The sequence below is a fragment of the Cycloclasticus sp. genome, from assembly GCA_040743155.1.
In the GTDB taxonomy this organism is placed as follows: domain Bacteria; phylum Pseudomonadota; class Gammaproteobacteria; order Methylococcales; family Cycloclasticaceae; genus Cycloclasticus.
In genome coordinates this window covers 536,659-551,970 of record JBFLJU010000001.1, presented here as the reverse complement: position 1 = coordinate 551,970, position 15,312 = coordinate 536,659, and the positions used below count along the sequence as shown (strand labels likewise).

Here is a 15,312-nt window from a genome sequence, read left to right as displayed (position 1 = left end):
AAACAAGCCATTTCCTCATATAGGTATAGACATCACGAGTTGCGGCAGCGCAGCATTTAAACTAAAATATACCAACAAGCGTTAGCTACACACCACACAATTAAAAAAATGCCTCTTCCTTTAAAGCTCCAATCTTTTCTAAGATTCACCCTGCTGATTATTCCGTTTGTTTGTGTCAGTCATTATGCAAAAGCAGAAAACCTAGAATTTCTCACAATTTCTGCTTCAAAAACACTCACTAGCGGCCATACATTGCTTGCTGCTGCTGGAGACATTCACGAAGAATTTGCCGGTGAAATTGCTTACTTGGGTGTGGCTAAAAAAATGGACTCGGGGGTTGTCTGGCAGGCCGGGTATTTTGGTTATTTTCCAAAACAAGATGATGGCAACTACACTGAGGATCATCGTTTAAGGGGATCACTCAGTTATACCTTCAAGTTTAACGACTGGCGTTTAATGCACCGTTCTCGTGTTGAATATAGAATGGGTCAATTATCGAGTGGCTTTCGTTACCGCCCTACTCTCAATCTATCTCGCCCAACCACTATTGCTGGCACTCACCTCATTCCCTACGCTGAAGTTGAGCCATTTTATGATTTCAAGCAACGCCAATTAACACTCACTATTCTTACCGCAGGCATAAAGTGGCCCGTTACACCCAATATTATCCTTAACGTTAGCCATATGAATATTTTTGTAAATGAAGCTAATTCACACGCAGAAGGGCCTTTTGTGAGTTTACATATTAAGTTCTAAGATTTAATAATACGGCTGTTAAAAGCGCATGCCTGAGTGCATCGCCGTTCCAAAAACAGCAAAAAGAAAACTGCCGACAATCGACATAATAATGAAGGCCGGAATCGCCGCAATTGATAATTTCACTAAAAAAATAACCATTGATAAAAACGGCATTTTTATATCAATAATGCTCACTTTAATGTTGTCTTGCGTATCCATTTTAAACTCCATTTATTAATTATCCCGTATCGTTAATTTTGCGAGGTAATCGTAGTGTGGGCCTTTTTGAAGTATTTCACAGTCAAAGCCATTATCTGCTGCCGCATCAATCAATAATTCTTCTGATACATACAGCCAACTAAAGGGATCGCCTTGTATCTCTTTATATGACAAATCAAATTCCACTTCACCGTGGTATTTATCATTAAGATCAATCAGATACGAACCATCATCTTCTTCAAACATGTAAATCAAATCAGAACTGTCCAACAAGATTTGTCCCTTTGGGGCTAGCAGTGTTCGCGCGTGATCAAAAAATTCGTCAAAACCATCTAAGGTCTGGACCAAGCCGATGCCATTCATTAGAAACAATAATGTATCAAACGGCCCTGCTGACAAGTCATAGAAATCAACCAGCTCTACTTGTTGTAAGCCACGCTTTTTCATCACCTCTACCGACTTAGGTGATACATCAATGGCCGTGACATTAAGCCCTTTTTCTTGCAAAAACAAACCGTGCGAACCCGCACCAGCGCCCACATCCAATACCGCCCCCGTGGCACGTTGCAAGGCCATTTGCTCTAACGCTGGGCATTCATCATACGTTCTGAAAAAATAACTCGGTGCAAGTACGTCCGCTTCGGCGATATCCATATTGACCTGAATAGCCGTGTCGTCGGATGTTTGATAAAAATCGAGTAACGCTGAACCGATAGGGTCTTTATTAGGATCTATTAGCATCTGCCAATAACCCTATTTTTGTTTAGCAGCAATAACTCGACCTAAAGACCGAATATAAGTAACCAATACATCTAACTCTTTGCCTTTAATATTGGCAAAGGCAGGCATCATCAAACCACCTTGCTGGATCGTTTCTTTCATCTGAGCGTCAAGCAATGTTGACGTGCTTAAATCAAAAAACAAACCAAACTTGCCGGTACCATCATCACCATGACAGGCGGCACAAGCTTCACTAAACATTTGTGCGCCACTCGCGCCAGCCGTTGGCTGATAGTCATTGGCAAAACAGGTTGTTGATAACAAAATCAGTGCTATCGATAATATTTTCATTTAATGCTCCTCCGCTCGAGCTTCTTGCTTCTTTCTCTTCTTTTCTTTTCTTGACGATGTTGATCAATCAAGTCACTCATTTCGCCACCAATATGTTCTTCGCCACGTTGTTTAGCCAACTCGATTTGGTGTTGACGTTCAATATATCGCGCTTTTTGCTCTTCGTCTGTTTTATCAAAACAATGATGACAGCTAATCCCTTGTTGATAATGCGCGTGTAGTTTATCTTCTTCTGTAATCGGCATGCGGCAACCATAGCATTGATCATATTGCCCTTTTTCCAAGTTATGATCGACCGACACACGGTTATCAAATACAAAACACTCCCCTTCCCATTGCGTGTCTGTTTGCGGCACTTCTTCTAGGTATTTCAAAATACCACCTTCTAGATGGTACACCTCGTCAAAGCCTTGTTGTTTTAAATACGCCGTGGATTTCTCGCAGCGAATGCCGCCAGTGCAAAACATCGCCACTTTTTTGTGCTTTGTGCTGTCGAGGTTCTTTTCAACATAGGCGGGGAACTCACGAAAGGTTTCTGTTTCAGGGTTCAACGCATCTTTAAATGTACCAATCGCCACTTCGTAATCATTACGCGTATCCACCAATAACACATCGGGGTCGGTAATCAGTGCATTCCAATCTTTGGGTTTTACATACGTGCCAACAATATCATTCGGGTCGATATCTTCTACACCCATGGTCACAATTTCTTTCTTCAACTTAACCTTGGTACGGTTAAATGGCTGTGCATCGACATACGATTCTTTATGCACCAAACCCTTAAATTCGTCTTTATTTCTTAACCACTGCAATAGATGATCAATGGCGTTGCGTTTAGCCGCTACCGTGCCGTTAATTCCTTCTGCTGCTAATAATAATGTGCCACGAATACCGTGATGGTTCATTAGCTTGAGTAAGGGCTGCTTTAAAGAGGTGTGATCGTCCAAACGGACAAAGTGGTAGAGCGCACAAACAACGTAGTCTTGATCTTTCATAGGTTTCCTTTGGTTAGCTGGCTGGAACGTAAATCCAGTGCCTAGAAGCGCTATTTTAGCAAATTGAGTTTACGTTTAAAACACACGAGTCACTATCGGTACACGTCTAAACGAATATCTTGATTTAAATCATCATCGCTCAAGTACATTTCGCCGTCTTGAATACTGCATTGCAAAGCCATTGTTCGCTTAACCATCGCCTCTACCCCATCCACTACAATATGCACTACTGTAAGGTTATCGAAACGCGCCAGCTTCTCACGTTGCTGCTGCCACCAAACCGAGGCTTTGCCTTCGTGGTAGGTATAAATAATGACTTGTTTTGCTCGCCCACACGCTTTGCGTATACGTTTCTCATCCGGCTGGCCTAAGTCAATCCACAGCTCAATTTCACCGGTTAGTGACTTCTGCCACAATTCTGGCTCATCGTCCGTTGATAGACCCTTGGTAAAACTAAGCCGCTCGTGCGCATTGGCCATAAATGCAATCAGCCGGATCATAAATCGGAAATCATTTTCTGACGGATGCTGCGCTATGGTTAAGTCATGGCTCGCATAATAATGAGAGTCCATATTAGAGATATTGAGCGATACTTTATTAATGGTTGAGCTAATGGCCATAAAAGGGGATTTAATGTTACAAACAATGGAAGGCGGCGTTAAAAACGACGCTTAGTTTAGCAAAAAGATGCATGCTGATTGTATCCCTATCGTCGCATTCGCCCTGAAGGCTGAGACACTTTTGTCGTATTACCAGAAACTTTGCTCCCGCCCAACGCATACTTTCCTTTTAGGGTGTATATTAGATTCAACACCAAACGTAAATAACCGGAGGCCGTAATGGAAACACCTATTCATTCTCTCACTTCGTTATTTGACCAATTAGGCTTAGACAGTTCAAGCGAAAAAATTAACGACTTCATCCGCAGCAACAAGCCGTTGCCAGATGGTACAGAACTATCCAACGCCGAATGTTGGAACGCCGCCCAAGCCTCTTTTTTAAAGCAAGTAAAAGATGACGATGCCGATTGGGCTGAAATAGCCGACCAACTGGATGCAATGTTACGCTGACAGCCCAAAAGCAGCTACCAACATCACGGATAAACCTATGCAACTATTAATAACAGGTGGCACGGGCTTTATCGGTTCAGTTCTTTGTTCTCGCCTACTGGAAGATCAGCACGACATAACCGTATTGAGCCGACAGCCAGACGCGGTAAAAGCACCGCTAAAAGGCATTAGTGAACTTGAGCAATTAGCAAGCGACGCTACTTTTGATATTGTTATTAACTTGGCCGGTGAACCCATAGCCGATAAGCGTTGGAGTGACAAACAAAAACAACGCATCATTAACAGTCGGCTAGATATCACCCAAAACCTTATTCACTATTTTAAAACCACCCTGCACAAACCTAAGGTGTTTATCAGCGGTTCTGCCATTGGTTATTACGGCATCGGCGAAACGGATGATTATGTTGATGAGTCGGCGCAAGGAGACGAGAGCTTTTCTAGCCAATTATGCCAACAATGGGAATCCACCGCGCTACAAGCACAAGCCCTTGGAATACGTACCTGTTTGCTACGCACCGGCATTGTGCTGGGCAAAGGTGGCGGCGCATTAAGTAAAATGTTGCCACCCTTTAAACTCGGTTTGGGCGGAAGAATGGGTCAAGGCAAACATTGGATGCCTTGGATTCATATCGATGATCTAGTGGGTATTATTTTGCACTGCATACAGCACGATAATTTAAACGGCGGGATTAACGGCACATCGCCTAACCCCGTTACTAATCAATTCTTTACAACGACCTTAGGAAAAGTACTAAAGCGACCCAGTATTTTCCCCATGCCAGCGTTTGTAATAAAACTATTAATGGGCCAAATGGGCGAAGAATTATTATTGGCTGGTAAGAAAATACTGCCTACAAAAGCCTTAAATTCGGGTTATCAGTTTAAGTATAAAGAATTAGAAGAGGCTTTAATTAACGTTGTATAAGCCCCCCTTTATCGGATAAAACATCGAGCATTTCAAACTAGTGAGCGCATTGCCTCAGCTTGCTATTTAAACAAGTAGAATTCACTCGGAACACTTCAGGTTTTTGCAAAAAAACTGTCTTTAGACAAAAAAAGCCTAGCTATTCAGTCAATCAAAACCACCCTTAACCAAAAGCAGTAAAAACCAATAAATGGTTAGCGCCAACTATGTTATTTTAAGACTATATTGCGCCGCTAAATTCCCGCTTTATGCTTTATTCGCGTATTAACAGGAATTATGTGCCCACTATATAAGGACATTAAAGGGAATTATGATTCCTGTTAATAACAAGTTAGGCATACACAAAGGAAAAAAATGACGAATAACGTTATTTATGGTGGCTTCCGCTCTAAAAGAAAAAAGAAGGAAGACCGTGAGAATAAAGTACTCAGATGTGAAATTTCTGAGCGATGGATTCAATTTCCAATAGCAACCGACTTAACAGGCGGCGGTACCGATTATATGCGTTTGGATGTAATGACCAACGGTAGTAACGACAAGCCCAAAAAACTATGCGAGATAATTGTTAATCGCTCTGAATTAGTCGAGTTGCTCAAAGGCATTCCTACAGTTGACCATCGTGGCACTGAAAATGAATAAAACCAAGTCCATGCCTAACAAAAACATCAAGTTCGTTCGCTGCGCTCACTGGGACGCGCAAAAAGCCGCGCGCCCCTTATGTAAACGTTATACACAAAATTGGACATTATGGAATTATCAAAAGTAGTCCCTTGGGGAAGGTCATTAAACGAATATAAGGAAATGTTTTCGTTATCAGAGGATGATCTCAAAAAAAACATACTTGGTTGTGGCGATGGCCCAGCCTGCTTCAACGCTGAGTTATCCAAAGTTGGCAGTAATATAGTATCCATTGATCCAATCTACCAATTTAACACCGGAGAAATACGCTCAAGAATTGATGAGGTATACCCTCAAGTAATGGAGCAAGTGGCTAAAAATAAGGGGGACTATGTTTGGAAAAACATAGCTGATGTTGAAGCTATGGGGCAAATTAGAATGGATGCAATGCAAGCTTTCCTAAATGACTATGAGCAAGGTAAAAAATCAGGGCGGTATATAAATGCCTCGCTACCAACATTGCCATTTCAAAATTCAGAGTTTGAGTTAGCACTATGCTCGCATTATTTATTTTTATACAGTGAGCATGTCAATCAAGATCAACATATCCTATCAATGAGAGAGCTATGTCGCGTAGCTAGTGAAGTTCGAGTTTACCCATTACTATCAATTGGCAATAACCAAGTCTCACCTCACCTAGAGCCAGTAATGTCTGTTCTAAAGAAATCAGGTTTTAATGTTTCACTTGTTCCAGTTGAGTATGAATTTCAAAAAGGGGCAACTGAGATGCTGGTAGTTAAATGTGTATAACAAAAATATCAAAACGACGCGCAAAGAAACGCGCGCGTCTTATATAAAACGTTCGGTAATGAAAATAAGGAAATTACTTTGAAACAAGAAGATCTCTCAGGCTTAAACGGAAGTGACTTGCTAAAACTTCCAACCAACGAGCTATTTGATGGCTTTGGTGCGGGCAAAGCATCACCTGGTTCAGGTAGTGCCGCAGCACTATTAAGTTTATTGTCAGCAAAAATGGTAGTAACTGTCTGTGATATTAGCTTAAGAAAAAGTGAATGCTCAAAAGATCACAAAGCATTTGAGTTTATTTCAAAGAAAATAAAAACGGAAATAGAACCACGGTTAAAGGAGCTCTTTGAAAAAGATGCGAAAGACTTCGAGAAAGTAGTAAAGCTTAGAGTTCTTCGAGATAAGTCATCAGATTCAAAAGAAAAAGGAAAATATGCTAGAGAATCACTGGATATGCTACAAGTTGCTACTAACTATACATTTGAGGTCGCTGAAATATCACTCGCACTAATGCAGCATGGTATTACAATATTTGAGCAAGGATGGCACGCCGTAAGAGGTGATTCTGGAGTATCTATAAGTGCGGCTATGTCAGGTGTGATGTCATCAATATTTATAATCAATCTAAATTTAAAAACATTGAAGCGCAGAAAATATTCTTCGACTAATATAAAAAAATGTCAGCAACTTCAAGAGAAACTAAATGTTTTACAAACAAGAGCTTTTTCATGTGTAACATCAATAAGTTCAGAGTCGTTAGAGTCCATACAACTTGAACTTGAAAATACCTAACAAAAAATATTAATTGATGAATGAATTATCCATACAAGTAGCTGCACCCGACCCATACTGCGTGGGCGGGTGAGCTAGGCGTTAAGTATCAAGGAAGGATATGAGCAAAAATGTGACTGATAGAATTATTCTTAAAGAAATTTATAAAATCTACTACTCTGACTTTTGTGCTTTTGACGAGAAAAAACCACCCCGACAAACAAAGATTTATGTACCAATTGATTGTGTGCTAATTTCTAAAAAACTAGGTTTAGACCCAGACATTATTTTTGGTCGCCTTTATTATCACTTAGATAAGAAGCACGGTTATAAGCAGGAAGATGGGACACTTGTGAATTTATTTGTAAAACAAATAGGCTCGGAGCGCCATGCAGTTCATTTTCCATTACTTTCAGCAGTGCTTGCAGAACATGAACAGTCTTATTTACGTTTTACTATTCCTTTATATTTATCAATAGTAGCCTTAAGTTTCTCAATTGCTGCATACTTTAATACTTAACAAAAAAGTCAAGTACGACGCGCTAAAAGATGCGCGCGTCTTACTTAAAACGTTATATTTCAAGACTAGGTCTGCATCGATAAAAATATGGATGATAATTTATGAAATTAGGATTTTTCTTTGGTGCAGGTGCCGAAGTCGGTTATGGATTGCCTACCGGTGGTAAGTTCGCAATTGATCTTTTTCGCCAAGATGTGACCGTGCATAAACAATCACTTCGACAGCAATTAGGGCAAATAAACTCCCTAACAAATTACGCGACTGGCTGGTTACCAGAAAAATATGCGACACAACGTATCCATGCATTTGGTAAAAATGAATTCACCAATTTAATTGAATCATCAATTGAGTACAGAAAATCAGAAATTATTCGTAGGCTAAATAACTTTGACGAAGAAGCAGAATATGCCCTTGCGCAGCTAGGACTTAACAAGCAAAACTTGGTGGAAAAGTTTGGGGCTGAAATGGATACTCAATACGGAGAGCTATTATACTCAACAGCTGTACGTATGAACCCTATATTGGCTAATGAAGTAAGGTTATTTGGTAGTGAGTTTTACTCCGCAATTTTGAGTGTCATTAGCTCTAAAGAAAACACAGCGGATCTTCAAAGATATGCAGGGGCATTCTTACAATTATTGGTAGGAGCGCATGGTCAAGACCTAGTCCAGCGACTGAATCAGGAATTATTCGAAGCTGCGCCAGATAACATTCCTATATTCGACGATGTGAGTGGGATGTTTAAACTTGAATTTAGTCGTGCTGGCTTAACTGCTTTAGAATTACTGTTAGAGCAAAAGCGAGAGTATGACATTGAGAATGGCACAATAAATGACCTTCTATCTGCCATATCACAGCAACTTCTCGAGAATATTTTTACTACCGTTCTCGATTATCAGTCGCTAATTGATAGTCACTTTAGGTATTTATTTTCACCAAAGACTGAATGGGCTAAGTTCTCAAAGATGGTGGTTTTCTTAAGAGCCACAAGGGAATATATTATCAAACAATTAGAAGAAGCTGGCGACCTTCCCAATAGCGGCTATTATCATGACCTTCAACGTTGTGACGAACTTAGCATTGAGATAGGAGCTATAGGCACTGCAAATTATAATAGCTTGGTTGAAAATATATCTAGAGATCTAGATTTTGATATTCCTGCAGTGCATCATTTAAATGGTGGAGTTTGTGATTACTATAATCCATATAAAAACTCCGTAATTTCTTGTCAAACCGAAGATGAAGTTCCTACTGATCAAATTCATGTGCCGTTTATCTTGACTCAAAGTGGGCTGAAGCCGTTAACTTCTGTAGATATGTCTAGAAGGTATGTGGGGTTATTCGATCAGTACCTTACTTGTGATGCAATAATTGTTATAGGGTATGGTTTTAATATTGATGATAGCCATATAAATGGATTGTTTAGGCAGTTGATCGAAGACAATAATAAAAGTTTATTTTGGATTTGTCTCAGCACGGATGGAACTGCCGAAATTCAAAAAAGTAGGCTAGTGCAAAAGCTTCGCATAAGCGCAGAAAATAGAGATAAGGTTAATGTGATTCCTGTAAAGCCTTCTGAAAGGTGCATTGAAGGGTCTAATTGGCTAGATATTTTGCAATCGCAAGTTTCTGTATAAGTGAAATATAACAAGCGCTTGCAGCTGACCGTAAAACGTTAGGCTAAAAACGTTTAGTAGTTTTTGTGGATTACACCCGAAGTAAAATTAAGTTTATATACAAATATATATTAATAAAGGGAGTTTTATCATGCAAGAAGATATGCATTATTACGGCACATATGCCATGGCAAGGGCTGCTGGATTAAGAGTAAAAGATGCTAAAGTTGTAGCATATGCGGCTCAGTATGTTGATGACTCAATAGCCAATGATAGTGAGGTTCATGAAGATGGAGGTATGTTTGAAACGACAGCCTCAGCTCACACAAATAAAGATGTTATAAAAAATGCAGTGGCGGATCATACAGAACAGCGGCATGTATGGGTTCCTTTTCATTTTTTTCCTGGAAATGAAGGCGATACGCTTTCTGAAAAGCTTGCCTGTGTTAAAGATAGTGAACTGGCACAAGAAATGGTTAAAAATCATATTAGACATGCTGTTTCTGTTAAACAAGAATATGGACTAACGCTGATGGGCGTAATGGCTCATGTGTATGCAGACACGTTTGCACATTATGAATTTTCAGGTGTTAGCTCAAGAAATAATGAAGTGGATGGTGAATCTTTTGATCTAGTAGTAAAAAATCCAGAAGTTAAAGCCTACATTATGGGTAAGATGTCATCATTCTTAACGAAATATACGCCTAGTTTTATTATTAGGAATTACCGTAATATTGCTAGTATTGGTGCAAATGCCGTTACAGGAGCATTAGGTCATGGCGGGGTTGGCACATATCCAGATCGCCCATTTTTAAAATGGCGGTTCAACTTTGAGAAAAATAAAAGGGATTCTGGATGGAGGGATAACCCGGCTACTTTTATGGTGGCATGTGAAAAACTACATGCTGCATTCAGCGAATATGCTGAAAAAGCAGGTATTTCTCATAACCCAAGGCCATTTGAATCTATTCGAAGTAAAGTAGATAGCATTCTACGTCTTGAAGCTGATAAAGAAGGGAGGTCGAATGCATGGATAAAGTCGATTAACAATAACGAATTATTTGATAAAGAAAATAACGAAGCTTTGCATTTTTCAAAAGACGACTGGGAGCAGCAAAAAGAAAATTTTAAAGACTTAGATAGCTCTCATGAAATGAAAGAAAAAGAAGTATATCAATTTCATCAAGCAGCTATATATCATCGTGATTATACGCTTAAGAATTTATTGCCAAAACATGGGATTATCGTTCTATAAAAAACACGAAAATAGCGTCTAGGTAAATTTAATCGGCTTACCATCAGCCGTAACACTGACATCGCCTTGATCGGAAAATATTAACGCCATACTTTTATAGCTTTGATTGTCATGTAATAAGTGACTATATTTTGCAATTATTCTATCTGTTTCTACTTTTGAAGAAGCTTTCCCCATTTCTTCGATAAATGGCATACGCTCTTGTATCGCAGCAGCGTGACTACTTAGAGCGTTTAAAGTACGTAACTCTCGGTCAATCCCCGTGTTTTCTTCTAAAGCATCGTTTAATTCGTTAGCGTAAGGGTAATCAATAGGAATTTGCATTTTACCTTCATTGTCAAAGGTGATTTTTTCAGGAGCCGATGGAATATTGTAGTCTTTCAATAATTGTTTAAAGCGTTCAGAAACATGCTCTGTTAGCGCGTTAATATTTTGTTCCGAAGGCATAAGTAAAGGAGGCAGATCGTTTATATTAAAGAAACCTGCCGTGGGTGGGCTATTTGAAAAGTAACTATCAAGATCAATGTTTATATTTCCCTTAGCTGTCACCATTTCTGCGATTGCTGACGGAGCTGCCTTTTCGGGTGCTTTTGATTCAGCGGCAGCTTTGCCCTTTTCCGTTAAGGTAAGAGTAGTCCCAAAACTATTTTCCTTGCTTGCGCCATTACCTTCCGCCGGGGCGCTAGTGGAATTTACCAGCTGTTGTGTCGTTGTTGGCTGCGTATAGTTTTGTGCTTGTGTTAAATTGCTAATCATAACTAACCTCCATGTTTACAATATTCCATTGCTAAAGCAAAACTTATGCCGGAATAATAACACCTTGAAAAATAATGATATTTTGACGTAACAGGAAGGAAATCAATTATAAAAATCACTTGTGCGGAAAAGTATTGCCGCCTTACTAAGCGGCCTAACCTTGAATATTTCCAAAGAAAAACATAACAAAAAACTCACGTTCACTAGCAAAAAAACGCTGGCTGAGACGCGGAAATAAAAACGCACCCCTTATTTAAAACGTTATAACTCAAGAAGGAAGTATGCACATACCCAAAGTATTTAATGTCACGAGCCAAGAGGCAGCCATTACACTCATAGAGAACGCCTAAAAAGACCCGCGCGCTTTACCTAATCGTTACGAACTACAAGACAACATAGAACACCCCACCTTCACCTTGGCCCACTCCGGCCTTTTTTGGTTTAGGTGTTCTTTATCGGGCTGTTCATCATAAGGGTGCCTTAACACCTCTAACAATTCATTGACCATGCTGTGGTCGCCTTGCTCGGATTTTTCTATCGCCTGTTGCGCTAAGTAATTACGCAGTACGTATTTTGGGTTAACTTTGTTCATTAACTCTTCACGTTGCTGCGCGGTAACGGGGTCTTTTTGGCGTCGTTGCCAATAGCTTGCAAGCCAAGCTGTTAGTGTTTTTGTTGCGTCATTTGGCATTTCGTCTGGATAAAATGCGGGAGCTAATTGTTTTATGGCTAGGTCACTATCAAGCGCTTTATCATTGCCGCCTATGTTGGCTAAACGCCTAAAGAAAAGGGTCATATCCGTTTCGTGTAGCTCAAAAAACGCTAATAACTGTTTAATAAGCTCGCTGTCTTGTTCCTTTTTAACTTGCGAGAAACCTAGCTTTTTAGTCATCATTAATAACCATTGCTGGCCATAACGATCAGCGTAGCCATTGAGTGCTTTTTCTAATGGCTCCACTTCATCAATTAACGGGTGAATCGCATTCGCTAATTGGTATAAATTCCAATGCGCTATTTGTGCTTGTTGACCAAACGCATAGCGATGATGCGTGGCATCGGTGGTGTTTGGTGTCCAATTGGAGTCGTAGGGCTCCAACCAACCATAGGGGCCATAGTCGATGGTTAAACCGAGTATCGACATATTATCGGTATTCATCACGCCGTGTACAAAGCCCACGCGCATCCACTCCACGACCATGTCGCAGGTTGATGTGCAAATGTCTTCAAACCATTTTATGTAGGTTTCTTTGTTTGGTTCGGGCAAGTGTGGAAAGTCGGTTTTAATGGTGTAGTCGACAAATTGTTTTAACAACTCTACGTTTTGTTGCGCGTAGTATTGAAAATGCCCAAAGCGGGTAAACGATGGCGCAAGCCTGCACACCACCGCCCCTAATTCTGCCGCGGGGTGGCCGTCATACATTACATCACGCACCACTTGCTCACCGCTGGTAACAAGGCTTAGCGCACGCGTTGTTGGCACGCCTAAGTGATACATCGCCTCACTGCACAAAAACTCCCGTATCGATGAGCGCAGCACCGCCAAGCCATCGGCTGTTCTTGAATACGGCGTTGGCCCTGCGCCTTTAAGCTGTAACGCCCAACGTTCGCCTTGTTTATTGGTTATTTCACCGAGGTTTATGGCGCGGCCATCACCTAACTGCCCTGCCCAGTTGCCAAACTGGTGGCCGCCATAACAGGTGGCATAAGGCTGCATCCCTTCCAATTGCTCATTACCCGAAAACACCTTGGTGAACTCGTCTGCTTGGCAGTCTTGTTCTGTTAGGTCGAGTAATGCTGCCGCTTCGGTTGAATAGGCAACCATTGCCGGTTGCGGCATATGTTTTGGCGTCACCCACGAATAGCACGCGCCTAATACTTGGCGCGGATAGTTTTCTGTAATACTGTCCGCGGGTAATTGCTGAACAAATTGATTATCGAATGTTAGTTTTTTCACGAGCTTGACTCTTCTGGAAGCAAATCGGCAAATACAAACCCATCTCGCTCAACCACCTCTCCTGCAACAATTTTTATGGCTTGTTTAAACATCGGCCCCGCATAGGCAAAGCTGTGAAACTCGCCGTTCTCACCACAGGGGTCTACCCCCTCTGGCAGGTCATCTAAGAACTGTTGATTGAATTCTCTACCGCAAAAGCTTGCCGGTAATTGTTTTGGGTCAACGCAGGTGATTCGTGTTCTTAATCCGCCTGCCAACATATCGTGCGCCAGTTGCTTGGTTGGTTTTAACCATAACGGAAACAATGGTTCTAAGCCGGTGGGCTTAAGGTTGTCCACCCGATACTGGCGAATATCTTCCAAATACAAATCACCGAACGCCATATGCGTAATGCCTTTGCCTTCGATGGATTTGAAAAAAGCATTCATCGCTTGGTTGTATAACTCATTACTGCAAGGGTGCGGAATGTCGATGATATACAAGGGTAAATTGGCCGCTTTCGCCTGCTGTTTTAATAGCGCCACACGCACCGCATGCATGGCCACGCGTTGGTGCGTTTCGTTAACCGTGGTTACTAGACCGACCAGTTCAATGTCATCGTCTTGCTGCAGTTGGTACAAGGTCCACGCACTGTCTTTACCGCTACTCCACGAGAGTAATGTTTTTTTCTTAACCACTATGCCGTTAAACCTTCTACTGACGTTTCAAAAGCCGCGATCTGCGCTTTTATTTGCTCTGGGATTGGTGCACTTTGTTGTTGCAACATATCAAACCAAACCATCACGCCTTTGCTGGTTAACACAGGCTCGCGCTCACCTTCAGCGTAAATATCCGCCACGATAGTTGCACTTTTATTCCCTACCTTGCTAATACGTGTCCGGATTTCGAGTAACGCTGGGTAATGAACTTGCTGTAGATAAGCACAATGCATATCCGCCAACACCCAGCCTGATTCCATTCCTGCTTTCAAATGCAAGTCCATAACATCTACGCAGTAGGCAACGCGGCCTGATTCAACGTATCGCATAAATTCGACGTTGTTAATATGCCCGTATACGTCGGCATCGCCCCAGCGAACCGATAATGGAAAAACGTGGGTAAAATCTTGTTTGCTCATAAACAACCTCTTTAAACATTATTCAAACAATTAGGGAGAGCCCCCAACATCATTATTTCGTTATTTCAAATAAGTACCTATTTATACAAAAGAAGTACTCAGCTTTATCTTCAAGTGCTTCAAGCCCAGCTAACCAATTATCGGCTAGCTGTTGCTCCACCCCATTATTGCCCACTGCAAACGACCCAATAATTTTAGATAACCAATAGCTGAAATTATTTTCGTCATACGCCGTATTCATAATAGGAAGCGCTTGCACACCTTGCAACTGAAGACCGGCTGACTTAATTGCCGCCGATAAGCGCATGGGAACAGACTCTTGCGCACAATGGCTTTTCCATGCATCAATCATTACGTCACGCTGAGCCGTGTCTACTGCATTCCAATACGGAAAAGCCCAATCTGTATCGACAATAACGCCACGGCCACCTGGGCGTAACACTCGGTGAAATTCTGCTAACGCCGCATCTAAATTCGGCACATATTCATACACCTGTGTTGATACCACCGCATCAAAACTGTTATCGGCAAAAGGTAGGGACATCGCATCGCCTTGCTTAAACGATACTACTGGGAAATCCGCACAAAGAATTGTTGCGGACTCAATCATATTGTCGGCCATATCAACACCGACCACGCCGCCAGATTGATCAACCGTTTGCGCTATATCTCGTACTAACAAACCTGGGCCAGAACCAATATCCAACACCTGCTGACCTTTTTCTAATTTAAGCGCGTTAACAACGTGCGCTCTAGCTGCAATAATATCCGGCGTTTGATACGCCATCTTTAATGCATGGTTAACCTCATCGTTAAACTCTAAACCCTCAGCCATAATGCACCCTCTTCCCTATATTTAATAAAATTCAAACAGTAACAG

The 15,312-nt window shown here is 41.3% G+C and carries 19 protein-coding genes; 9 read left to right on the top strand and 10 right to left on the bottom strand.

Annotation, left to right across the window (positions count from 1 at the left end):
• Positions 1-108: 108 nt before the first annotated feature.
• A complete protein-coding gene (locus AB1Y31_02730; protein MEW4982083.1) occupies positions 109-756 on the top strand; it encodes a DUF2490 domain-containing protein in 648 nt (215 codons plus the stop codon).
• Positions 757-774: 18 nt separating this feature from the next.
• Here AB1Y31_02730 and AB1Y31_02725 read toward each other — a convergent pair whose 3' ends face one another.
• The 5 genes from AB1Y31_02725 to AB1Y31_02705 form a co-directional block, all read right to left on the bottom strand.
• Positions 775-957, bottom strand: a complete 183-nt coding sequence (locus tag AB1Y31_02725; protein MEW4982082.1) for a hypothetical protein — start codon at positions 955-957, stop codon at positions 775-777.
• A 15-nt stretch (positions 958-972) separates the two neighbouring features.
• Positions 973-1,698: a methyltransferase domain-containing protein gene (locus AB1Y31_02720; GenBank protein MEW4982081.1), complete on the bottom strand. Its 726-nt coding sequence runs from the start codon at positions 1,696-1,698 to the stop codon at positions 973-975.
• Positions 1,699-1,710: 12 nt separating this feature from the next.
• On the bottom strand, positions 1,711-2,028 hold the full coding sequence (locus tag AB1Y31_02715; GenBank protein MEW4982080.1) for a c-type cytochrome: 318 nt from the start codon (positions 2,026-2,028) through the stop codon (positions 1,711-1,713).
• Entirely contained in the window at positions 2,025-3,023 is a 999-nt protein-coding gene (locus tag AB1Y31_02710) for a rhodanese-related sulfurtransferase (protein ID MEW4982079.1), read from the bottom strand. The genes AB1Y31_02715 and AB1Y31_02710 overlap by 4 nt, the downstream gene beginning before the upstream one ends.
• A 92-nt stretch (positions 3,024-3,115) precedes the next feature.
• A complete protein-coding gene (locus tag AB1Y31_02705; protein MEW4982078.1) occupies positions 3,116-3,643 on the bottom strand; it encodes a YaeQ family protein in 528 nt (175 codons plus the stop codon).
• Positions 3,644-3,862: 219 nt separating this feature from the next.
• On the opposite strand from AB1Y31_02705, the gene AB1Y31_02700 reads away from it, so the two are divergent.
• The 8 genes from AB1Y31_02700 (at position 3,863) to AB1Y31_02665 (ending at position 10,605) form a co-directional block, all read left to right on the top strand.
• Positions 3,863-4,093 carry a DUF2789 domain-containing protein gene (locus tag AB1Y31_02700; protein ID MEW4982077.1) on the top strand — a complete coding sequence of 77 codons (231 nt, stop codon included), beginning with the start codon at positions 3,863-3,865 and terminating at the stop codon, positions 4,091-4,093.
• 37 nt (positions 4,094-4,130) lie between these two features.
• Positions 4,131-5,018 (top strand): TIGR01777 family oxidoreductase, encoded by an 888-nt coding sequence (locus AB1Y31_02695; protein ID MEW4982076.1) that lies wholly within the window; start codon positions 4,131-4,133, stop codon positions 5,016-5,018.
• Positions 5,019-5,372: 354 nt separating this feature from the next.
• A complete protein-coding gene (locus tag AB1Y31_02690) occupies positions 5,373-5,657 on the top strand; it encodes a hypothetical protein (GenBank protein MEW4982075.1) in 285 nt (94 codons plus the stop codon).
• Between the two features lie 108 nt (positions 5,658-5,765).
• Positions 5,766-6,446, top strand: coding sequence for an SAM-dependent methyltransferase (locus AB1Y31_02685; protein MEW4982074.1), 681 nt, complete (start codon positions 5,766-5,768; stop codon positions 6,444-6,446).
• Positions 6,447-6,524: 78 nt separating this feature from the next.
• Complete coding sequence (locus tag AB1Y31_02680) at positions 6,525-7,235, top strand: cyclodeaminase/cyclohydrolase family protein (GenBank protein MEW4982073.1); 711 nt, start codon at positions 6,525-6,527, stop codon at positions 7,233-7,235.
• A 100-nt stretch (positions 7,236-7,335) separates the two neighbouring features.
• On the top strand, positions 7,336-7,734 hold the full coding sequence (locus AB1Y31_02675) for a hypothetical protein (GenBank protein MEW4982072.1): 399 nt from the start codon (positions 7,336-7,338) through the stop codon (positions 7,732-7,734).
• Positions 7,735-7,835: 101 nt separating this feature from the next.
• Complete coding sequence (locus tag AB1Y31_02670) at positions 7,836-9,371, top strand: hypothetical protein (protein ID MEW4982071.1); 1,536 nt, start codon at positions 7,836-7,838, stop codon at positions 9,369-9,371.
• A gap of 130 nt (positions 9,372-9,501) precedes the next feature.
• Positions 9,502-10,605 carry a DUF6765 family protein gene (locus AB1Y31_02665; protein MEW4982070.1) on the top strand — a complete coding sequence of 368 codons (1,104 nt, stop codon included), beginning with the start codon at positions 9,502-9,504 and terminating at the stop codon, positions 10,603-10,605.
• A gap of 18 nt (positions 10,606-10,623) precedes the next feature.
• Here AB1Y31_02665 and AB1Y31_02660 read toward each other — a convergent pair whose 3' ends face one another.
• The 5 genes from AB1Y31_02660 to AB1Y31_02640 form a co-directional block, all read right to left on the bottom strand.
• Complete coding sequence (locus AB1Y31_02660) at positions 10,624-11,361, bottom strand: hypothetical protein (GenBank protein ID MEW4982069.1); 738 nt, start codon at positions 11,359-11,361, stop codon at positions 10,624-10,626.
• A 376-nt stretch (positions 11,362-11,737) separates the two neighbouring features.
• Positions 11,738-13,315, bottom strand: coding sequence for a protein adenylyltransferase SelO (locus AB1Y31_02655; GenBank protein MEW4982068.1), 1,578 nt, complete (start codon positions 13,313-13,315; stop codon positions 11,738-11,740).
• Complete coding sequence (locus AB1Y31_02650; GenBank protein MEW4982067.1) at positions 13,312-13,992, bottom strand: ATP-binding protein; 681 nt, start codon at positions 13,990-13,992, stop codon at positions 13,312-13,314. Before AB1Y31_02650 ends, AB1Y31_02655 begins: the two co-directional genes overlap by 4 nt.
• The gene (locus AB1Y31_02645) at positions 13,992-14,432 is read right to left on the bottom strand and encodes a thioesterase family protein (GenBank protein ID MEW4982066.1); all 441 of its coding nucleotides are present in this window, start codon (positions 14,430-14,432) and stop codon (positions 13,992-13,994) included. The genes AB1Y31_02650 and AB1Y31_02645 overlap by 1 nt, the downstream gene beginning before the upstream one ends.
• A 52-nt stretch (positions 14,433-14,484) precedes the next feature.
• Positions 14,485-15,267, bottom strand: coding sequence for a methyltransferase domain-containing protein (locus tag AB1Y31_02640; GenBank protein ID MEW4982065.1), 783 nt, complete (start codon positions 15,265-15,267; stop codon positions 14,485-14,487).
• Positions 15,268-15,312: the final 45 nt, after the last annotated feature.